The following is a 20361-nucleotide window of genomic DNA, read 5'->3' on the forward strand; positions in this document are numbered from 1 at the left end:
CCCCTTTTCTCCGGATCCGTTAGCGATCTGGCGCCGTCGAAGATCCTGGCCGGTATCCGACCGGCCGACCGCCGACCGGTGCCGCCGCCCTCCGAGGCCGGCGCTCGGCACGGTGGTCCGGCTCGTGAACGTGAGGAGATCGGATGAGGTCGTTCGGCAGGCGGGTGCTGCCGGTGGGCTCCGCGGCGGCGCTGATGCTGGCCGGCGGAGGCCTGACGGGCACGGCGAACGCCGCGCCGACGCCACCGAAGCCGGGCGCGAACCTCGTCGCCCGGCCCAGCGCGGCGGCCATGGCGCCGAAGGTGACCACGGCGGCGGCCTCCGCGGCCCCGTCGTCGGCGAAGCTGTCCCTGAAGGGGCAGTACCAGGACACGAACATGAACTGCGTCCCGACGTCGTCGTCGATGAGCCTGTCGACGTTCGGCGTCTCGGTGAGCCAGGACACGCTGGCCAAGAAGATGGGCACCAGCGCCACCAAGGGCACGACCGGCGCCCAGGCGCGTCCCGTGCTCAACTCCTACGTCGACCCGCTCGGCTACTCGTACGGCTTCGCGGACGCCTCGACCTCCTCGAGCCTGATGGCGAAGGTGTCCTACGACGTCGGCGTGCTCAAGCGCGCGCCGGTGCTCGGCGTGTGGATGGAGAAGCTGCCGTGGAACTCCAAGATGACCGGCAGCAAGGTCGGGCACGCGATCGTGGCGTACGGCTACGACCGCGGCAAGGGCACGATCACCGTCTTCGACCCGTGGAAGGCCACCGGCGGCACGCACACCATCGCGGCCTCCAAGCTCGCCGCAGACATGCAGCCGACCGGGATGTTCCTGGTCACCGGCCGTACCGACGTGGGGCTGACCACGCTCGGTGACCAGACCGGGGACGGCACGGCCGACGTCGTGGCGACCGACCGGGCCACCGGCAAGCTGTGGCTGTACCCCGGGCCGAAGTTCGCCGCGACGAGCCGGAAGCTCCTCGGCAGCGGCGGCTGGAACGGCATGAGCGAGCTGACCGGCATTGGCGACCTGACCGGCGACAAGAAGGCCGACCTGATCGCCGTCCAGAAGAGCGACGCCACCCTGTGGCTGTACCCCGGCGCGACCAACGCCCTCGGCACCCGCATCAAGATCGGCAACAGCGGCTGGAACGGCATGGCCGAGCTGACCGCCGTCGGCGACCTGACCGGCGACGGCCGCGCCGACCTGATCGCGATCCAGAAGAGCGACGGCACCCTGTGGCTCTACCCCGGCGGCGTCAAGAAGCTGGGCAGCCGGATCAAGATCGGCACCGGCGGCTGGAACGGCATGGAGAAGCTGGCCGGCGTCACCGACATCACCGGGGACGGCAAGCCGGACCTCATCGCGGTGCGCAAGTCGGACGGCACCCTCTGGGTCTACCCGGGCGGCAACAAGGCCCTCGGCAAGTCCAAGCAGCTCGGCTCGGGCTGGGGCGGCATCCGCTCGCTGACGCTCACCGGTGACATCACCGGAGACGGTGCCTCGGACCTCGTCGGCGTCGAGGCGAGCACCGGGACCATGTACGTCTACGCGGGCCGGACCTCCGGGTACGCCGCGCGGGTGCAGCTGACGACCGGCTGGAACGGCTCGGCCGGCTGATCCGGACTCCTACGTCCTCCTGCGGGCGCGGTGCCACGAGGCGCCGCGCCCGTCGGCGTTCCCAGGCCGCGCGGTGAGACGCCGCACCTTTCGCGTTCCGGGCGAATCAATGTGTAACAGCGCGGAACCGGGAACAGAATGATCTTCACATTCGTTGCCCCAGGCGACAAACTAATCCGGAACACACGCGTGTACGGAAAGAGGGGGAACCGTAATGGCCGACGAGGAGGTCCCGGTTCACGACCTTCGTACGGACCGGCCCACACCGGCCCGGATGTACGACTACTACCTCGGCGGCAAGGACAACTTCGCCGTCGACCGGGACGCGGCCGAGCAGGTCCTGTCGGCGGCCCCGGAGGTGCGCGTGCTGGCCCGGGAGAACCGCGCGTTCCTCGGCCGGGTCGTGCGCTACCTCGCGGCCGAGGCCGGCATCCGCCAGTTCATCGACGTCGGGACCGGCCTGCCCACGCAGGGCAACGTCCACGAGGTCGCGCAGGCCGTCGCGCCCGGCGCCCGCGTCGTCTACGTCGACAACGACCCGATCGTCCGCGCGCACGCCAAGGCGCTGCTGCCCGCCGACGGCACCACGGCCATCGTCGAGGCGGACATGCGCGACCCGGGCCCGATCCTCGACCATCCCCACACGCGACGCCTGATCCGGTTCGACGAGCCGGTGGCGGTGCTGTTCATGTCGGTGCTGCACTTCATCACCGACGAGGAGGACCCGTACGGCCTGGTCGCGGCGTTCCGTGACGTGTCCGTGCCGGGCAGCTACCTGGCGCTGTCCCACATCACGACGCCGGAGGGCAACGCCGACGGCGCGGAGTCGGCCGCCGACGTGTACAAGAAACGCGCCACCTCGCCGGCGATCCTCCGCTCCCCCAAGGAGATCGAGGCCCTGTTCGACGGCTACGACCTGGTCGAGCCCGGTCTCGTCAACGTGCCGAAGTGGCGGCCCGACGACCCGGAGGCCGCCCGCGGCGGCGACTCGGTCTGGATGCTGGGAGCCGCCGCCCGCAAGCGCTGAGAACCGCGGCCGGGCGGTCGGTGCCCTGAGCGCTGACCGCGCGTACGCACGTTCCCGTGGACACGGCCGCTCCGGGGTGCGTAGCCTGCCGATGATCGTTACGTGGCCGGCCGCTCGTCCGGGGGATCAGCATGGGTGTCACAGCCGAGGACGTCATCACGTCGGCACCGAGTTCGTACGGCGCGTTGTGCGCGGTGAACGCCGCGAGCCTGTGGTGGCCGGCGGCCCTGCTCATCCCCGTCTTCGGCGCGGCCGTCTCCGATCCGGCTCAGATCTGGCACCTCGCTGAGCGGTGCTGGAACATCGCCGGCCACATCCGCACGGCATCCGAGGAGATGACCTCGGCCGTGAAGAGCTGCGCAAATGAGTTCCACTGGAACGAGAAGGGCAAGGACGCCTTCATGGCGACCCGCGTGACGCCCTACCAGTCGGCGCTCCATGACGCCGCTGGCAATTTCGACGCCCTCGGTGTGACGCTCGCGGTGACCGCGGCCGGGTACACCGGTCTCGGCCTGCTCTCCGCGACGGTCGGATCGGCGCTCCTCACCACCGTCACCGCCGGCGCGCTCGCCGGCGTGGCGGCGCCGGGCACCGCTCTGATCACCAACGCCAGAATCGCGCAGATCATGAAGGTCGTCCTGAACGCGCTGCGCACGATCGCCCGGTACAACGGCAAGGCGACGAAGGCGATCGTGACGGTCCTGCAACGACAGGAGCTCAGCACGCGGGGCATCCTCGCGCTCGGCGCGGCGGGCTCGGCGGGCGTCGACTTCGCCGGCTCGCCCTGGGCGATGAACCGCGTCGTCGACGACGTGCAGTGGCCGAAGGAGCTCCCGGCCGGCGCCGCCGTCCCCTCGGGGTACGAGGCCCCCACCGCCGACCAGCGCAGCGCGCTGAAGCAGATCCGCCCCGAGTCGATCGTGGCGCTCGCCAAGCGGCTGGACGCGACCGCGGACGTCGAACTCGACGCGGCCTGCAAGGAGGCGTCCGATCTCCACGTGGGCGTGCCCGGATTCGGCGTGTGCGGCATCCCGGTAGACCACGTCCTCAAGTCGGCCTGCGGCAAGGCGATGGACCAGCTCACCGCCGCCCGCGACACCCCGGGGACCTGGCTGCCGGGCCTGCGGACCAACGCCGGGAACTGGGTCGCCGCCGAGCACCGCTTCCCGATCAGGATCGAGCACTGAGGCCGAGGTCGAGCGGCTGCCCCGCGCGGCGGGCGCTCGACATAATGGAGTCAACCGTCGGCAGGAAGTGGTCAGGAGGCTCGGCGCGTGAACTCGTCGTTTCCCGTCCCCGCTGATCCCGGACGTCCGGCACCGCGGCGCGGTGGCGGGCTGGAGCCCTCCTCGCCCGGCGGCGCCGCACCGCTGCACCAGGCCGCGGACATGGGCCTGGACTCCGGCGAGAAGCTCCGCCAGGAGTGCTGGGAGATGATCGGCGGGCGCACCCGGGAACGGCTGATGGAACTGGCCGGCGGCGTCATCGACTGGTTCGCCCGGCGTGACCGTTCCAGCCTGGACGGGCGGCCGTACGCCGTGGTGTTCGGCGACCGGGGGCTGACGATCGCCGAACCGCGGATCAACACCGAGCACCGCCCGGTCTACGCCATCTCGGCGTTCCTGTTCGAGCCCGGCTCGCTCCGGCACGTGCCCGTGGACCACCGGCCGCCGCCGCACACGCCCATGGCCGGTCCCGCTCTCGCGTCCGGGCCGCGCCCGCCGACCGCGCCCGTCGCCGGCCTCGACTCGGCCGACCGCGGCCTGCTCGGCAACCTTCCGCCCCGCGCCCAGGAGCTGCTGCAGACGCCGTTCACGTCCGGGCAGCGCGTGCTGCGCTGTCACTGGGCGTACGAGGGGTTCGAGCACCACCTGAACATGTTCATGGTCTGCCTGGCCGGGGCGCGCGACGTCACCGTGGCGTCCGGCACCAAGGTGATCCCGGCGGGACACTCCGACGCGACCGCGCACTGGTCGCTGACGTGCTACCGGGCCTCGGTGGCACGCCGGATCGGCAAGTGATGTCGGCGGACTTCGCCGAACTCGCGGGGCACGACGCGTACGACCTGCTCGGTGTGGACGCGGACGCCACTCCGGCGGAGATCCGCCAGGCGTTCCGCGCGCTGGCCAAGGAGAACCACCCGGACCTGTTCCCCGAGCCGCGGGCCAAGGCCGCGGCGGAGGTCAGGATTCGGCTGCTGAACGCCGCCCGCGACGTCCTGCAGCACCGCCGGGCCGACTACGACGCCTTCCGCTCCGCGCCGTACGACCTCGACGACGAGTTCGAGGACACCGAGATCGTCGAGGATCCCTGGGCCGACGCGACGCCGGGCGCCCCGCCCCCCGCGGACCCCTGGGCGAACGCCGGCGTCGGCCCGGTGGCTCCCCCGGATCCCTGGGAGACCACCGAGCCCGGCCGCCCTCCTCCCCCGCCGTTCTTCCCGCCCCCGCCGCCTCCTTCTCCCCCGCTGTTCATCCGGCCCGTACGGACGCGACGCTCGCTGCCGGCGAGGATCGGGATCGGGTGTTCGGTGACGTGGGGGCTCGTGTGGCTCGGCGCGATCCTGATCGTCCTGCTCGCGGCCGTCCTCCCCGATCACGGCCCGCAGCCGTCGGTGGCCGTCCCGGCCCGGTTCGCGGGCACGTGGGCGGGGACGGTGCAGGACACGGCGAAGCGGCATGACGACGGCGAGTCAGTCCGCTGGAAAGCCGAGGTCACGCTGAAGAGCGGCCGGCACAACGGCAAGGTCCGCTATCTCGACGGCAAGTGCTCGGGAACCGCGGTGCCGCTCGCCTTCGGCCATGACCGGCTGACGGTGAACACCGTGTTCGGGTCGTCGCAGACCGGATGCGACGTCGGCGACATGCACCTCGCCGTGCGCAGGAACGGCAGGCTCGACCTCTCCTACATCGACAAGAACGGCAAGGTCACGGCGTCGGGCGTGCTGACCCGGCGCTGAACCCTTCGGAAGGTCCTTGACGGGGCCTCCCTGCGCGCCCATTATTAACCTACTCGTTTTAGAACAAGGTGGTTATGAAGTGTCCGACGATCGGATCAGCCTCGTCTTCGCGGCGCTCGCGGACCCGACACGGCGCGCGATCCTGACGCGGCTGACCCAGGGCGACGCGACCGTGGCCGAGCTGGCCGCGCCGTTCGACGTGTCCCAGCCGGCGATCTCCCGGCACCTGAAGGTGCTGGAGAACGCCGGACTGATCTCCCGTACCCGCCGCGCGACGGCCCGGCTCAGCCACCTGGAGGCCGAGCCCCTCCGCGAGGTGACCACCTGGCTGGCCCGCTACCAGCGGTTCTGGGACGAGAGCCACGAACGGCTGGACGAGCTGCTCGCGGCGCTGCAGGGACGAGACCCGGAGGGCCGCGCCGACGCGGCCCCGACGAACGGAGCCGACGATGGCCAAGACCGAGATCACCGCTGAGCCCGGCATCCCGCAGATCATCATCACCCGCGAGTTCGAGGCACCCCGCGACCTGGTGTTCCGCGCGTACACCGACCCGGAGCTGATCGTGCGCTGGCTGGGCCCGCGCGACCTGACCACGCGATTCGAGTACCACGAGCCGCGCGACGGCGGCCGCTGGCGGTACGTCAGCACCGACCCCGCCGGGAACGAGCATGGCTTCCGCGGCGTCTTCCACGGCACGCCGTCGGTCGACGGCGGCATCGTGCAGACCTTCGAGTACGAGGGCGTGCCCGGTCACGTCGCACTGGAGACGGTGACGTTCGAGGAGACCGGCGGCCGGACCCTGGTGCGGTCGGTGTCCGGCTTCCAGTCGGTCGAGGATCGCGACGGGATGGTCGCGTCCGGCGCGGAGTACGGCGTCCGCGAGTCCGACGAGCGCCTCACGGCGCTCCTCGCCGAGCTCCAGAGCCGCTGAACAGGAGGGGCGGAATGCCGGCGGAGACGAACACCGTCATCCACACGGGCGGCGGGATGTTGACGGGGAGGAACGCCGTCGTCTACGGGGGCGGCGGGATGATCGGCGGCGCGGTCGCCCGGGCCTTCGCCCGCGAAGGGGCGCGCGTCCACCTCGTCGGGCGGACCGCCGCGACGCTGGAGGCGGCGGCCGCGCGGATCCGCGCGGCGGGCGGCGCGGCCGAGACCGCGGTGTTCGACGCGCTCGACGCGCGGGCCGTCGACGAGCACGCCGACGCGGTCGCCGCGTCCTTCGGAAGCCTGGACGTATCGTTCAACGTCATCGCGCACGGCGACGTCCAGGGCACTCCGCTCGCCGAGATGTCCCTGGAGGACTTCGAACGGCCCGTCGTGACCGCGGTTCGCACGACGTTCCTGACCGCGCGGGCGGCGGCGCGGCACATGACGCGGCAACGCTCGGGGGTGATCCTGCTGTTCGGCGGGTACGGCCCGCCGGCGCCGCGCCTCGGCGGGCTGCAGGTCGCGTTCGGCGCGCTGGAGTCGCTGCGGGGCGCGCTGGCCTGCGAGCTCGGCCCGTACGGCGTGCGCGTCGTCACCCTGCAGACCGGCGGGATCCCCGAGACGCTGCCGGAGGGTTTCGAGGGCCGCGAGGCGATCACCGGCGCCATCGAGGGCCGCACGGTGCTCGGCCGCGCGGCCACCCTGGAGGACGTCGGGAACGCCGCCGCCTTCGCGGCCTCCGACCTGGCCCGTACGATCACGGGCTCGGCGATCAACATCACGTGCGGCGCGATCCCCGGCTGAGCGGACCCCGTCGTACCGGAGGGTGACGTCCGAACCGGTTCCGCAGGGTGACGCGGCGGCGGGAGGCGCCTCAATAGCCTGACCGCGTCCTCATCGCCGACGCGAAGGAGCGCCATCGTGCGCGAGCGAATCGTCCTCCGGGCCACGGCCACGGCCGCCGCCGCGGCACTCGCGGCGGCGGTGGCCGGACCACCGGCCCGGGCCGCGGACACGGCGACGCCGGTCGACGGCGTGTGGACGACCGACGGGTACGCCACCGTGCTGTCCATCGATCACGGCCGGATGACCGGATACGAGACGACCGCGGTGAGCTGCCTTCCCCTCTTCACCGCCGGCGCGACCGGCCCCGCGGGTCCCGAGGGCAGGGTCGCGTTCACCGATGACGACGGGGACGTGATCCGGGTGTGGCGCGACGGTCCACGCGGCCATCTCACCATCGACGGGTCGGTCGGCGTACGAGGACTGCGCCGGACCGCCGCCCTGCCGGCCCGCTGCACCCGGCCCACGCCGAAGGATCCACGGGCGACGTTCGACGTCTTCTGGCGGACCTTCGCCGAGAACTACCCGTTCTTCGCCGCCAAGGGTGTCGACTGGGACGCCGTACGGCGGCGCTACCGCCCGCAGGTGACCGCGGGCACCACCGACGACCGCTTGGCCGCCATCCTGGACGAGATGATCGCGCCGCTGCACGACGCGCACACCATGCTGATCGCCGACGGCAGGCGTTACTTCCACGTCCGGCCCGGCACGACCCTGCCCACGCCGGACTACGACGCGCGCATCAAGGCGTTCATCGCGCAGCGGGACACGCCGCTGCGGGACTTCGCACAGGGCCGGATCTCCTACGCCGACCTGCCCGGCGGCCTCGGCTACCTGCGGATCTCCGGCTTCGGCGGCTACACCGACGAGGACACGTACGCGGCGAACGCGGCCGAGCTGGACCGCACGCTCGACGCCGTGCTCACCCCCGCCCGGACGAGCGGGCCCACCGCCCTGCGCGGGCTCATCATCGACCTGCGCGTCAACGGCGGCGGCTCCGACGAGCTCGGCCTGCGGATCGCGTCCCGCCTCACCGGGCGCCCCTACACGGCGTACGCCAAGCGGGTCCGCAACGACCCGCAGAACCCGGCGGGGTTCACCCGCCCGCAGCCGATCCGCGTGCGCCCCGCCGGCGCGCCCGTCTACCGGGGCCCCGTGGCACTGCTCACCGGCGGCTCGACCGTCAGCGCCGGGGAGACGTTCACCCAGGCGCTCATGGACCGCTCGCCCCGGCCCGTCCGGATCGGCGCGAACACCCAGGGCGTCTTCTCCGACATCCTCGACCGGAAACTGCCCAACGGCTGGGCCTTCGGACTGCCCGACGAGGAGTTCCTGACCCGGACCGGCCGGACCTTCGACGGCCCCGGGATCCCGCCGGACATCCGCACCCCGGTCCTCACCGACGAGGAACTGGCCGAGGGGTGCGACTCCGCGTTCGACCGCGCCGTGGCGCTGCTGTCCGGACGCGCCGTGCGCTAACCTGCCGGGGTCCATCGATCCGGGAGAGGGCATGGCGCGCCGACTGCTGCTGGGCGTCTCCGTGGCGGTGGTCCTCGCCCTCCTCGCCGCCGTCTGGGTGACCGGCGGCCTGCGGGCCGCGACCAGGCCGCGTACGCGACCGCCGGGCGCGCTCGTCGACCTCGGCCGGTACACCGTCCGCGTGACCGACGCGGCGCTGATCCACCGGCGGCGCGACGGCGTGCTCCTGCTCACCGTGACGCTGCAGGTGACCAGCGAGGATCGCAGGTCCGTCCTCCTGAGCGACTTCACGGTCAACGCGATCTCCCTGGCGACCGCCGGCGGTCCTTCCCCCAGGGCGGCCATGGCCCAGGGGTCGAGCCAGGGCGCGGACACGAACATGCTCCCGCCGCACGTGCCGGTCACGGTCGAGCTGACGTACGTCATGCCGCGCGGCAGCGTCGTACCGCCGGGTTTCCACGCACGCCTCGAGATGTGGCGCTACGACCACCGGGAGGACTTCTTCTACGGTCACGTGGTCTGGGTGTCGCGCAAGCCCGTCGGCTCGAACGCGAAGGAGCCGGGCGAGTTCGCCGTTCCGCTGACGCTGCGCCGGGAGGACGAGTGAGACGGGTCGTCGCCGCGCTGACCGGGCTCGCGCTGTTGGTCGCCGCGTGGTGGGTGAAGGGCAGGACGCCCGACGACTACGACCACCGGTACGCTCCGCTGGCCACCGAGGGGCGCGTCGGCGCGCCGGTCCGCGCGGGCGGGTTCGTCGTGCGCGTGGACCGGGTCACGGCGGCCCGGTCCGCGACGCCCGACGGCGACCAGGTCGTCCGGCCCGACGGGGTCTTCGTCATCGTCGCCGTCTCCGCGCAGAGCCGGCGCGCGCCGCTGCTCCTCACCACCGCGCTGCTGCGCACCCGCGACGGCTACGTCTACCGGGACACCGTCAAGAACGTCATCGCGAACGACGGCGACCCGGTCGAGATGGCGACCCTGGTTCCGGGCGTGTGGACGCACGGCTCGTTCGTCTTCGAGGTGCCGCCGTCGAAGCTTGCCGGTGCCACGCTCGTCGTCTCCGACCGCGCGGCCAACGAGAAGGACCCGCCGAAGGACTTCCCCGCGTTCGGGTTCGAGCTGACCGCGGAGGCCGACGTCCCGCTGGGCCTCACGGAGGCCGGGGCGCGGCGGCTGGTCGCGAACGCGTCGGAACGCGCGACGATCCCGGGGGCGAGCACATGAGCACCGAGCCATCCGAGGCCCCGGAGACCGGACGGCCGGGCAGCGGGGCACCCGAGGAGCCCGGGGCCGGACGGCCGAGCGCCGAGGAACCCGAGGCCGGACGGCCGGGCGGCGGGCGGCGGAACGCCTGGGCCGCCGCCGCGCTCTCGGTCGTCCTGCCGGTGGCGGTGGGCCTGCCGCTGTGGCAACAGCTCCGCTACTACGATCGGCACCGCTACCACGAGGCGGTGACGACGGTGCCGGTCGGCGGCGGCGCGGTGCTGAACCACGCCTCCTGGCGGCTGCTGGACCTGCGGCGTACCGGCACCGGCGTACGCGTACGGCTGCGGATGACCGCGCTCGACAAGGACGGCACGTCCACCCTCGAGGACCTGTTCGAGGTGCGCGACGAGCGCGGGCGGCGCTGGCAGCTTCGGAGCGACCCGCTGAACGACCTCGGGCAGGTCGGTCATCCTGTGACGATCTCCGCGAGCGGCCCGGTGCCGGCGGACGTCGCGGACCGGGTCTTCCCCGTCGTGCGCTACGCCCCGCTCAAGCAGGAACCGGGTCCGGTTCCGGTGCTGCGGTTCCGTCGCTGACCTCGGACGCGAGCCCGACGGCCGCCGCGAGCAACGCGACGTGCAGCACGGTCCGCAGCAGTTCGCGGGCGAACTCCAGCGGCACGAGGATCGGCTTCCACGCCGCCGGGTCGTGGTCCGGGCCGATGAGGTGCAGCGCGCCGCGGAAGCCGTACGCGGCCGCGGCGTCGACAGCGACGTAGCAGAGGCAGAACAGGCCGAGGGCGGGCGCCCCCGCCCGGAGGATGAGGCGGATCGCCTGGATGAGCGGCACCCAGCGTTCCCGCGAGTCGGCCGTCACCGCGACGAGGACCTTGCTGCGGTCCCCCTTCTCGGCGAACCGCTGCAGACGGGTGCCTTCGAGCGCCGCCTTGTGGTCGTCGACCTCGAACCCGACGCCGCAGGCCACCGCCGCCATCGCCAGCCACACGAGCGGGAGCGTGACCGCGCCGAGCCCGTAGTCGGGCGTCGGGCCGCTCAGGTCGATCGACGCCGGCCAGATCCGCCGGGTCGTCACCCAGTCGGTCGCCTTCCCCGCGAGCACGAACACCGAGGTCACCGCGAACAGGGTGAACGCCGTCTCGCAGTAGGCCAGCACCGGGCCGACGAGACGGCGTTCCCGGCGGGGTTCGAGCAGGAGCTTGAGCACCCAGGCGACCGCCACCGCGATCAGCGCCATCCACAGGTTGTTGAAAAGCGCGCGGCCGGCCACCGAGCCGTGGGCGGCGCTGTAGAGGTTCCGCTCGACGTCGGCGCGCAGGAACGCGCGGACGTCGTCCTTGTACATCCCCCAGGCCAGGTAGATGACGACGAAGGGGAACAGCGCCCGGCAGATCGCGCCGATGAGGGACTCGTCCTCCGGGCGGCGGAGCACGCTCAGCATCCCGATGACGGTGGCGAGCGTGACGGTGACCAGCGCGGTGAACACGAGGGTCGCCGCGACGCGGCGGAGCCCCTCGTGGTCACCGTGGCCGACCGTCACTCCGGTCCAGGTGAGGACGTACCGCGCGAGGTAGCCGACGCTGAACCACAGCGTCAGCGGCACCAGGTGCCGGCCGGCGAGCCGCAGCGTCGTGACCGGCAGTAAGGCGACCCGTCCGTACATGTCGGCACAGCCTAGACGAATCGCCTTCGCAGGCTCACAGTTCGCGGAGGCGGGCGGCGGCGGTCTCCGGGAGGACGTCGTTGATGTACGCGCCGCCGCCGGTCTCGCTCGTCGCCAGGAACTTGAGCTTGTCGGCGGTGCGCTGCGGCGTGTAGATCCGGGCGCACAGGTGGGCCGCGTCGCGCGAGGCCCTCGCGGGCGCCTGGTACCAGCAGGCCATGTACGGCGTCGTGTGCTCGTACAGGGCGTCGAAGCGGCGCAGCACGTCGGCGTACAGCCCCATCAGCTCGTCGCGCCGGGCCGCCTCCAGGGCGGGCAGGTCGGGCACGCAGGCGCGCGGGGCGACGTACACCTCGTACGGCCAGCGGGCGGCCTCCGGGACGTACGCGAGGAAGCCGTCGGTCTCGGCGACGACGCGCGGCCCGGCGGCCTCGCGGGCGACGACGTCGCACATCAGGCACCGGCCCTGCTCCGCGCGGAACCGCTCGGCGGCGGCCAGCATGCGGCGCGGGACCGGCGGGACGTACGGGAAGGCGTAGATCTGGCCGTGCGGGTGCGGCAGGGTCGCGCCGATCGCCGCGCCGCGGTTCTCGAAGACGAAGACGTACTCCACGTCCGCACGGGCGCCGAGGTCCGCCGTGCGGTCGGCCCAGGCGCGGCCGACGGTGGCGAGGCGTTCGGGCGGGAGCGTGGCGAAGGACCCGTCGTGGTCGCTGGTGAAGCAGAGCACCTCGCAGCGGCCGCCGGCCGGTCCGCCGAGCGAGGGGAAGCGGTTCTCGAACGACACGACGTGGTAGTCGTCGGCCGGGATCTCGCTGAGGCGGTCGCCGTGGGAGGGGCAGAGCGGGCACTCGCCGGGCGCGGGCTGATACGTGCGGTTCTGCCGGTGCGCGGCGACGAGGACCTCCTCGCCCTGCAGCACGTCGTAGCGGAGTTCGGCGGCGGGCTCGTACGGCGGCAGGTCCCGCCGATCGGGCGCGGAACGGTCCAACCCGGGCACGTCGTCGAAGTAGATGATCTCTCGTCCGTCCGCGAGCCGCACGGACGTGCGAGCGGCGGACGCGGTGACGGCATGGGCGGACATCGTCTTCCTCTCAGGGATACCGGGCACGGGGTTCACCGGGCGGGAGGCCGCCCGGCACTGCTGCGGCTGACCAGTTCGGTCGAGATGATTATCTTCTTGTCGCTGCGGCGGCCGCTCTCGATCTGCTCCAGCAGCAGGCTCACGCTGGACCGGCCCACGGCGGCGAAGTCCTGCCGGATCGTGGTGAGCGGCGGGATGAAGTACGCGGCCTCGGGGATGTTGTCGAAGCCGATGACGCTGACGTCGTCCGGCACCCGGCGGCCCGCCTCGTGCAGGGCGCGCAGCACGCCGAGGGCGTTCTGGTCGTTGGCGGCGAATATCGCCGTGATGTCCGGGTCGGCGGCGAGCACCAGGCCCCGGTCGTACCCGGATCCGGCGCTCCAGTCGCCCGGGATGGTCGGCGGCACCGGCGCGCCGGCCTCGGTGAGCGCGTCGCGCCAGCCACGGGCGCGCTCGCGCGCCTCCAGCCACGACATCGGGCCGGGCAGGTGGTGCACGGTGCGGTGGCCGAGGTCGAGGAGGTAGCGCGTCGCCGCCTTCGGCCCGGTGTACTGGTCGACCCCGACCGACGGGACGACCGTCTCACTCTCCATCACGACGACGGGGAGGTCGGCCGGCAGGTGCTGCGTCGTCTGCGTCAGCGGGACGTGCCCGGGGATCACGATGAGCCCGTCCACACCCTGCCCGCGCAGCCGCTCGGCCGCCGCGGAGATGGACCGCTGGCTGGCCGACTGCAGCGCGATGACACTGGTGAAGTAGTCGGCCTCCCGTGCGCAGCGCTCGATCTCGCTGATCATCGACGCCGGCCCGAACAGGGTCGCGTCGAAGCTGACCACGCCGAGCGTGCGCGACCGGCCGGTGGCCAGCGCGCGAGCGAAGGCGTTGGGCCGGAAGTCCAGCTGGGCGGCGGCGGCCAGGACCTTGGCCCGGGTCTCCGCGGTCACCCGTGGGTGACCTTGGAAGACCCGGGACACGGTCTGGTGCGACACCCCGGCGAGCCTGGCCACATCCCGGAGGCCGGGGCGGGTGGTGACCCGCGCGTCGCCCCGCTCCTCGGGGTCTGCGGTCATGGAACCGATCCTATTTTTCGGTGGCGTCCCGGCTCTTACCGGGAGGCGCCGGCGCGGCGCTTGGTCCAGATGTCGAACGCGACGGCGGCCAGCAGCACCAGGCCCTTGATCAGCATGACCCGCTCGCTCGGCGCGCCGAGCAGCGACATGCCGTTGTTGATCACGGCCATGATGAGACCACCGGTGATCGCGCCGACCACCTTGCCGACGCCGCCCTGCACCGCCGCGCCGCCGATGAACGCCGCCGCGATCGAGTCCAGCTCGAAGTTGGTGCCGGCGGTCGGGCCGGCCTGGTTGAGGCGACCGGCGAAGATGACGCCGGCCAGCGCGGCCAGCACGCCCATGTTGACGAACAGCCAGAACACCACGGACTTGGTCTTGATGCCGGACAGCCGGGCGGCCTGGAGGTTGCCGCCGATGGCGTACACGTGCCGGCCGAACACCGCGCGGGTGGTGACGAGGGTGTACCCGAGGACGAGGACCGTCAGGATGATCAGCACGACCGGCAGGTTCTTGAACCGCGCGAGCTGCACGACGATGAACATCACGACCAGCGCCGCGAGCGCCATCTTCACGACGAACAGCGGCAGCGCCTCGACCTTCTGGCCGTAGCCGGCGCGTCCCTGCCGGGCCCGCCACTGGGTGCCCACGATGCCGACCACGGCGATCACGCCGAGGATCAGCGTGAACAGGTCGGCGCCGCCGAGCGCGCCCAGGCCGACGTTGCCGAAGTAGCCGGGCAGGAAGCCGTTGGCGAGCGTCCGCACCTGGTCGGGGAACGGCCCGATGCCCTGGTTGCCCAGGACGGTGAGGGTGAGGGCGCGGAAGACGAGCATGCCGGCCAGCGTCACGATGAACGCGGGGATCTCGAAGTAGGCGATCCAGTAGCCCTGCCACGCGCCGATGATCGCGCCCGCGATGAGGGTGAGCACGACGGCGAGCGGCCAGGCCATGTGGTGGTTCACCATCAGCACCGCGGAGATCGCACCGGTGACCGCGACGACCGAGCCGACGGACAGGTCGATGTGCCCGGCGATGATGATGAGGATCATCCCGATCGCGAGGATCAGGATGTAGGAGTTCTGCACGAGGACGTTGGACATGTTCTCCGGCGAGAGCAGGTCCCCGTGCGTGAGGATCGCGAACAGCGCAACGATCAGCGCGAACGCGACATAGATGCCGTTCTGCCGCAGGTTGACGGAGAAGATCCGGTCGGCGACGCCCCGCGACGGGGGCGACGCCTCGCTCTTGTCCGAGCGGGCCGGTGCCACGCTGCTCATGAAACTACCTGCTCCTCGTCGTAACGGGTCATGTACTGCATCAGCCGCTCGGGGGTGGCCTCCGCGCGGGAGACCTCACCGGTGATGCGTCCGGCCGACATCGCGTAGATGCGGTCGCAGATGCCGAGCAGCTCGGGCAGCTCCGAGGAGATGACCAGCACGGCCTTGCCCTGGTCGGCCATCTCGTTGATGATCGAGTAGATCTCGTACTTCGCGCCGACGTCGATGCCGCGGGTCGGCTCGTCGAGGATCAGCACGTCCGGGTCGGTGAACATCCACTTGGACAGCACGACCTTCTGCTGGTTGCCACCGGACAGCTTGCCGGTGACCGCCGCGACGGTCGGCGCCTTGATGTTCATGTTCTTGCGGTAGCGCTCGGCGACGTGGGCCTCCTCGTTCTCGTTGACCCAGCCGCGCTTGGCGAGCTTGCGCAGCCCCGCCGTCGAGATGTTCCGCTTGATGTCCTCGATGAGGTTGAGGCCGTACCGCTTGCGATCCTCGGTGGCGTACGCGATGCCGTGCCGGATGGCGTCACGGACCGACTTGACGCGGATCTCCTTGCCGTCCTTGTAGATGCGGCCGGTGATGCCGACGCCGTAGCTGCGGCCGAACACGCTCATCGCCAGCTCCGTACGGCCGGCGCCCATCAGGCCGGCCAGGCCGACGATCTCACCGCGCCGCACCATGAGGTTCGCGCCGGACACGACGAGACGCTCGTGCTGGGTCGGGCTGCGCACGGTCCAGTCCTCGATCCGCAGCAACTCCTCGCCGATGTTCGGCTCGTGCTCGGGGTAGCGGTGCTCGAGGTCGCGGCCCACCATGCCGGAGATGATGCGGTCCTCGGTGACGAGGTCCTTCTCCATGTCGAGGGTCTCGATCGTGCGGCCGTCGCGCAGGATGGTCGTCGAGTCCGCGATCGCCTTGATCTCGTTGAGCTTGTGACTGATGATCACGCAGGTGATGCCCTGGTCGCGCAGGCCGCGCAGCAGGTCGAGCAGGTGCTCGGAGTCGGAGTCGTTCAGGGCGGCCGTCGGCTCGTCGAGGATCAGCAGCTTCACGTCCTTGGACAGCGCCTTGGCGATCTCCACGAGCTGCTGCTTGCCGACGCCGAGGTCCATCGAGGGCGTGACGGGGTTCTCGTCCAGGCCGACGCGGGCGAGCAGCTCGGCGGCGTCGGCGTTCGTCTTGTTCCAGTCGATGAGGCCCCGGTGGACCCGCTCGTTGCCGAGGAAGATGTTCTCGGCGATCGACAGGTACGGGCTGAGCGCGAGCTCCTGGTGGATGATGACGATGCCGTGCTTCTCGCTGTCGCGGATGCCGGAGAAGCGGCAGAGCTCGCCGTCGAAGTGGATCTCGCCCTCGTACGAGCCGTGCGGGTAGACGCCGGACAGCACCTTCATCAAGGTGGACTTGCCCGCGCCGTTCTCACCGCAGATCGCGTGGATCTCGCCGCGTCGCACCACCAGGTTCACGTCCTGCAGCGCCTTGACGCCGGGGAACGTCTTGGTGATGCCGCTCATCCGCAGAATCGCGTCGTCGGTCATGGAACCTCCTTCGTCGGCCCCATGACCAAGGTGCTGCTTCTGATGATTCCCTCGCTCCGCTCGGTCATGGCATGGCCCTTCATGTGACGCCAGGCGGGCGGCACCGCGGTGCCGCCCGCCCTCGATCCGCTACTGCAGCTGCTGCTGGGTGTAGTAGCCGGTGTCGACGAGGTTCTTCTGGACGTTGTCCTTGAAGATCAGAACCGGCTGGAGCAGCATCGACGGGACGACCTTGACGCCGTTGTTGTAGTCCTTGGTGTTGTTCACCTCGGGCTTGCCGCCCTTGAGGACGGTGTCGGCCATCTTGACGGTCACCGCGGCGAGCTGGCGGGTGTCCTTGTAGACGGTGGAGTACTGCTCACCCTTGAGGATCGACTTGACCGAGGCGAGCTCGGCGTCCTGGCCGGTCACGACCGGGTACGGCTGGCCGGAGGTGCCGTAGCCGGCGCTCTTGAGGGCGGACAGGATGCCGATCGACAGGCCGTCGTACGGGGAGAGCACGCCGTTGACCTTCGTGCCACCGGTGTAGGCCTTGGTGATCAGGTCCTCCATGCGCTTCTGCGCGGTGGCGGGGTCCCAGCGCAGGATCGCGGCGGTCTTGAAGTCCGTCTCCTTGCTCTTGACGACCAGCGTGCCCTTCTGGATGTAGGGCTTCAGGGTGTCCATCGCGCCGTTCCAGAAGTACGACGAGTTGTTGTCGTCGGGGGAGCCGGCGAAGAGCTCGATGTTGAACGGGCCCTTGGCGGTGCCGTCGGAGCCGTCCTCCTTCTTCAGGCCGAGGCCGGTGAGGAGGGCCGTCGCCTGCAGGACGCCGACCTTGTAGTTGTCGAAGGTCGCGTAGTAGTCGACGTTCGGCGACTTGAGGAGCAGCCGGTCGTAGGCGATGACCGGGATGTGCTTGTCGGCCGCCTCCTGCAGCTGCGTGCTGAGGGACTTGTTGTCGATCGAGGCGATGATCAGGAGCTTGGCGCCCCGGGTGATCTGGTTCTCGACCTGGTTGACCTGGGTGGGGATGTCGTTCTCGGCGTACTGCAGGTCGACCTTGTAGCCCAGCTTCTCCAGCGAGGACTTGAGGTTGTCCCCGTCGTGGATCCACCGCTCGGAGGACTTGGTCGGCATGGTCACGCCGATCAGCGCGCCCTTGACCGAGCCGGCGTCGGTGCCCTTCTTGTCGACGGTCTTGGTGCTGGAACCGCACGCCGCGGTCACGCTGAGGGCCATGAACAGGCCCGTGGCCATCGTGGCCATTCTTGTGATCTTCATGTCTCACCTTGGGTGGGGGCTGGGCGGTTACGCCGGTATTACGGCCTGGTTTCCCACTGCTGTGACGGGAGTGTTACCGGTCACAAATCCCCTGTCAAGACACGATTCGGCAACGCCCAGACCGCAGCTCACCCATTGACTTTGTCCATGTGACCGGTAACATCCGGCTCCCGGGAGGTCATCGCGGCCCTGCCTCCGGCCCGTACCACGAGGAGCGTTGCTTCACATGCGCATCACCGGAATCTCGACACACGTCGCCGGCACGCCCTGGCGCAACCTGACGTTCGTTCAGGTCCATACCGATGAGGGGCTCACCGGTGTCGGTGAGGCACGGATGCTGAGCCACACCGACGCGCTCATCGGCTACCTCGCCGAGGCGGAGATCAACCACATCAAGGGCTCCGACCCGTTCGACATCGAGGACCTCGTCCACCGGATGAAGTACGGCGACTACGGCCGGGCCGGCGAGATCGTGATGTCGGGCATCGCCTGCGTCGAGATGGCCTGCTGGGACATCGTCGGCAAGGCCCTCGGCCAGCCGGTCTGGCGCCTGCTGGGCGGCAAGGTCCGCGACAAGATCAAGGCGTACGCCAACGGCTGGTACACCGTCGACCTCACGCCCGAGGCCTTCCACGACGCGGCCAAGAAGGTCATCGAGCGCGGTTACAAGGCGCTGAAGTTCGACCCGTTCGGCACCGGCACGATGGAGCTCGACTACGCCGACACGATGCGCGCGGTGAGCCTCGTCGAGGCCGTCCGCGACGCCATCGGCCCCGAGGCCGAGCTGCTCGTCGAGATGCACGGCCGGTTCTCCCCGGCGACCGCGATCCGGCTGGCCGGCCTGCTCGCGCCGTTCAACCCGAGCTGGCTCGAGGAGCCCTGCCCGCCGGAGAACCTCAAGGCCCTCGCCAAGGTCTCCGCGCACACCGACCTGCCGATCGCCACCGGCGAGCGGATCCACGACCGGATCGAGTTCCGCGAGCTGTTCGAGTCGCAGGCCGTGGACATCATCCAGCCCGACGTCGGCCACATCGGCGGCATCCTGGAGACCCGCAAGCTCGCGGCCACCGCCGAGACGCACTACACCCTCATCGCCCCGCACAACGTCGGCGGCCCGGTGCTCACCGCGGCGAACCTGCACCTGGCGGCCTGCACGCCGAACTTCAAGATCCAGGAGCACTTCAACGACTTCGCCGACTCGGCGATCAAGGGCGTGGCCCCCGGCCTGCCCGAGGTCGTCGACGGGTACTTCTCGCTGCCCGAGGCCCCCGGCCTCGGCGTCGAGCTCGACCTGGACGCGCTGGCCGAGTTCCCCCGCCAGCAGGCCAACTTCAACCTGTTCAAAGAGGACTGGCACTTCCGCGACCCGGCTCGGACCAAGTGAGCAGGTCCGTTCTCCTGGAGCAGCCGGGCCGGCACCGGCTGGTCAAGGGAGAAGTGCCCACGCCCGGCGCGGGCGAGGTCCTCGTCCGCGTCGCCGCCGCCGGCATCTGTGGCAGCGACCGCGAGCTGTACGAGGGCGGCCGTCCCGAGGCGTACCGCACGTTCCCCATCGTCCCCGGCCACGAGTGGTCGGGGACGGTCGCGGACGTCGGCCCCGGCGTCGACCCGGCGCTCATCGGCCTGCCGACGGTCGGTGAGGGCTTCGTCAGCTGCCAGACCTGCGTCCGCTGCCGCGAGGGCGACACGAACCTGTGCCACGCCGGCTACGACGAGATCGGGTTCACCCGGCCCGGCGCGTTCGCCGACCACCTGATCGTGCCCGCGCGGCTGCTGCACCCGCTGCCGCCGGGCACCGACCTGCGGGCCGCCGTGCTGCTCGAACCGGCGGCGGTCGCGGCCGCCGCCGTGCTCCGCGCCGCGCCGCTGCCCGGCGAGCGGGTCGGCGTGGTCGGCGCGGGCACCCTCGGGCTGCTCACGATCCAGCTGCTGGCCGCCTCGTCCCCCGCCGAGCTCGTCGTCAGCGACCCGCGCGCCGGCCGCGAGCCGGTCGCGCGGGCGGGCGGCGCGACGGCCTACTTCCACCCGGACGAGCTCGGCGAGCTCGACCTCGACGTCGTCGTGGAGACCGCGGGCGCCCGCGACTCGGCGGCGGCCGCCGCCCGGCAGGTGCGCAAGGGCGGCCGGCTGGTGCTGACCGGGATCCCCGGCGTGAAACCGGAGATGCTGTCCCCATCCATGATCGTCGGCCGTCAGCTGACCATCACCAGCGTGTTCGGCGCCTCGTCGGCGGCCTGGGCGCACGCCGTACGGGCGTTCACCGCCGGATTGCTCGACCTCGGCCCCCTGGTCACACACGAGTTGCCGCTGGAGGATTACCCCGAAGCGGTGGCGCTGCTCGGCCGGGGCGGCGACGACGTCGGCAAGATCATCCTGAAGCCCTAG

20 protein-coding genes are annotated in these 20361 nt (G+C 71.2%); 14 read left to right on the plus strand and 6 right to left on the minus strand.

Annotation, left to right across the window (positions count from 1 at the left end):
• The first annotated feature begins 143 nt into the window (after nt 1–143).
• From NE234_RS23360 to NE234_RS23415, 12 genes are all read left to right on the plus strand, one after another.
• Complete coding sequence (locus tag NE234_RS23360) at nt 144–1610, plus strand: FG-GAP-like repeat-containing protein (protein WP_252782630.1); 1467 nt, start codon at nt 144–146, stop codon at nt 1608–1610.
• A gap of 214 nt (nt 1611–1824) precedes the next feature.
• Nucleotides 1825–2637, plus strand: a complete 813-nt coding sequence (locus tag NE234_RS23365) for an SAM-dependent methyltransferase (RefSeq protein WP_252782631.1) — start codon at nt 1825–1827, stop codon at nt 2635–2637.
• 131 nt (nt 2638–2768) lie between these two features.
• Entirely contained in the window at nt 2769–3824 is a 1056-nt protein-coding gene (locus NE234_RS23370) for a hypothetical protein (protein ID WP_252782632.1), read from the plus strand.
• An 87-nt stretch (nt 3825–3911) separates the two neighbouring features.
• Nucleotides 3912–4658, plus strand: coding sequence for a hypothetical protein (locus tag NE234_RS23375; RefSeq protein WP_252782633.1), 747 nt, complete (start codon nt 3912–3914; stop codon nt 4656–4658).
• Entirely contained in the window at nt 4658–5596 is a 939-nt protein-coding gene (locus NE234_RS23380; RefSeq protein ID WP_252782688.1) for a J domain-containing protein, read from the plus strand. The genes NE234_RS23375 and NE234_RS23380 overlap by 1 nt, the downstream gene beginning before the upstream one ends.
• A gap of 79 nt (nt 5597–5675) precedes the next feature.
• Nucleotides 5676–6071: an ArsR/SmtB family transcription factor gene (locus NE234_RS23385; protein ID WP_252782634.1), complete on the plus strand. Its 396-nt coding sequence runs from the start codon at nt 5676–5678 to the stop codon at nt 6069–6071.
• Nucleotides 6046–6528, plus strand: coding sequence for an SRPBCC family protein (locus NE234_RS23390; protein WP_252782635.1), 483 nt, complete (start codon nt 6046–6048; stop codon nt 6526–6528). The genes NE234_RS23385 and NE234_RS23390 overlap by 26 nt, the downstream gene beginning before the upstream one ends.
• Before the next feature lie 14 nt (nt 6529–6542).
• Entirely contained in the window at nt 6543–7331 is a 789-nt protein-coding gene (locus tag NE234_RS23395) for an SDR family NAD(P)-dependent oxidoreductase (protein WP_252782636.1), read from the plus strand.
• A gap of 117 nt (nt 7332–7448) precedes the next feature.
• Complete coding sequence (locus tag NE234_RS23400) at nt 7449–8849, plus strand: S41 family peptidase (protein WP_252782637.1); 1401 nt, start codon at nt 7449–7451, stop codon at nt 8847–8849.
• Nucleotides 8850–8880: 31 nt separating this feature from the next.
• Nucleotides 8881–9456: a hypothetical protein gene (locus tag NE234_RS23405; RefSeq protein ID WP_252782638.1), complete on the plus strand. Its 576-nt coding sequence runs from the start codon at nt 8881–8883 to the stop codon at nt 9454–9456.
• Entirely contained in the window at nt 9453–10073 is a 621-nt protein-coding gene (locus NE234_RS23410; RefSeq protein WP_252782639.1) for a DUF4352 domain-containing protein, read from the plus strand. The genes NE234_RS23405 and NE234_RS23410 overlap by 4 nt, the downstream gene beginning before the upstream one ends.
• Nucleotides 10070–10651 carry a hypothetical protein gene (locus NE234_RS23415; protein ID WP_252782640.1) on the plus strand — a complete coding sequence of 194 codons (582 nt, stop codon included), beginning with the start codon at nt 10070–10072 and terminating at the stop codon, nt 10649–10651. Before NE234_RS23410 ends, NE234_RS23415 begins: the two co-directional genes overlap by 4 nt.
• Here the strand turns inward: NE234_RS23415 and NE234_RS23420 are convergent.
• From NE234_RS23420 to chvE, 6 genes are all read right to left on the minus strand, one after another.
• Nucleotides 10605–11735, minus strand: a complete 1131-nt coding sequence (locus tag NE234_RS23420) for a hypothetical protein (RefSeq protein ID WP_252782641.1) — start codon at nt 11733–11735, stop codon at nt 10605–10607. The two genes, NE234_RS23415 and NE234_RS23420, sit on opposite strands and share 47 nt — an antisense overlap.
• 34 nt (nt 11736–11769) lie before the next feature.
• On the minus strand, nt 11770–12819 hold the full coding sequence (galT, locus tag NE234_RS23425) for a galactose-1-phosphate uridylyltransferase (RefSeq protein ID WP_252782642.1): 1050 nt from the start codon (nt 12817–12819) through the stop codon (nt 11770–11772).
• Between the two features lie 32 nt (nt 12820–12851).
• Nucleotides 12852–13889, minus strand: coding sequence for a LacI family DNA-binding transcriptional regulator (locus NE234_RS23430; protein ID WP_252782643.1), 1038 nt, complete (start codon nt 13887–13889; stop codon nt 12852–12854).
• A 35-nt stretch (nt 13890–13924) separates the two neighbouring features.
• Complete coding sequence (gene mmsB, locus NE234_RS23435) at nt 13925–15169, minus strand: multiple monosaccharide ABC transporter permease (RefSeq protein WP_252782644.1); 1245 nt, start codon at nt 15167–15169, stop codon at nt 13925–13927.
• A complete protein-coding gene (mmsA, locus tag NE234_RS23440; protein ID WP_252782645.1) occupies nt 15166–16713 on the minus strand; it encodes a multiple monosaccharide ABC transporter ATP-binding protein in 1548 nt (515 codons plus the stop codon). The genes mmsB and mmsA overlap by 4 nt, the downstream gene beginning before the upstream one ends.
• 129 nt (nt 16714–16842) lie before the next feature.
• Nucleotides 16843–17976 carry a multiple monosaccharide ABC transporter substrate-binding protein gene (gene chvE / locus NE234_RS23445; RefSeq protein WP_305886716.1) on the minus strand — a complete coding sequence of 378 codons (1134 nt, stop codon included), beginning with the start codon at nt 17974–17976 and terminating at the stop codon, nt 16843–16845.
• A gap of 226 nt (nt 17977–18202) precedes the next feature.
• Here chvE and NE234_RS23450 point away from each other — a divergent pair, with 226 nt between their 5' ends.
• Nucleotides 18203–19360 (plus strand): mandelate racemase/muconate lactonizing enzyme family protein, encoded by a 1158-nt coding sequence (locus tag NE234_RS23450; protein ID WP_252782646.1) that lies wholly within the window; start codon nt 18203–18205, stop codon nt 19358–19360.
• On the plus strand, nt 19357–20361 hold the full coding sequence (locus NE234_RS23455) for a zinc-dependent alcohol dehydrogenase (protein WP_252782647.1): 1005 nt from the start codon (nt 19357–19359) through the stop codon (nt 20359–20361). The genes NE234_RS23450 and NE234_RS23455 overlap by 4 nt, the downstream gene beginning before the upstream one ends.

Source organism: Actinoallomurus rhizosphaericola (assembly GCF_024055675.1).
GTDB classification, from domain to species: Bacteria; Actinomycetota; Actinomycetes; order Streptosporangiales; family Streptosporangiaceae; genus Actinoallomurus; species Actinoallomurus soli.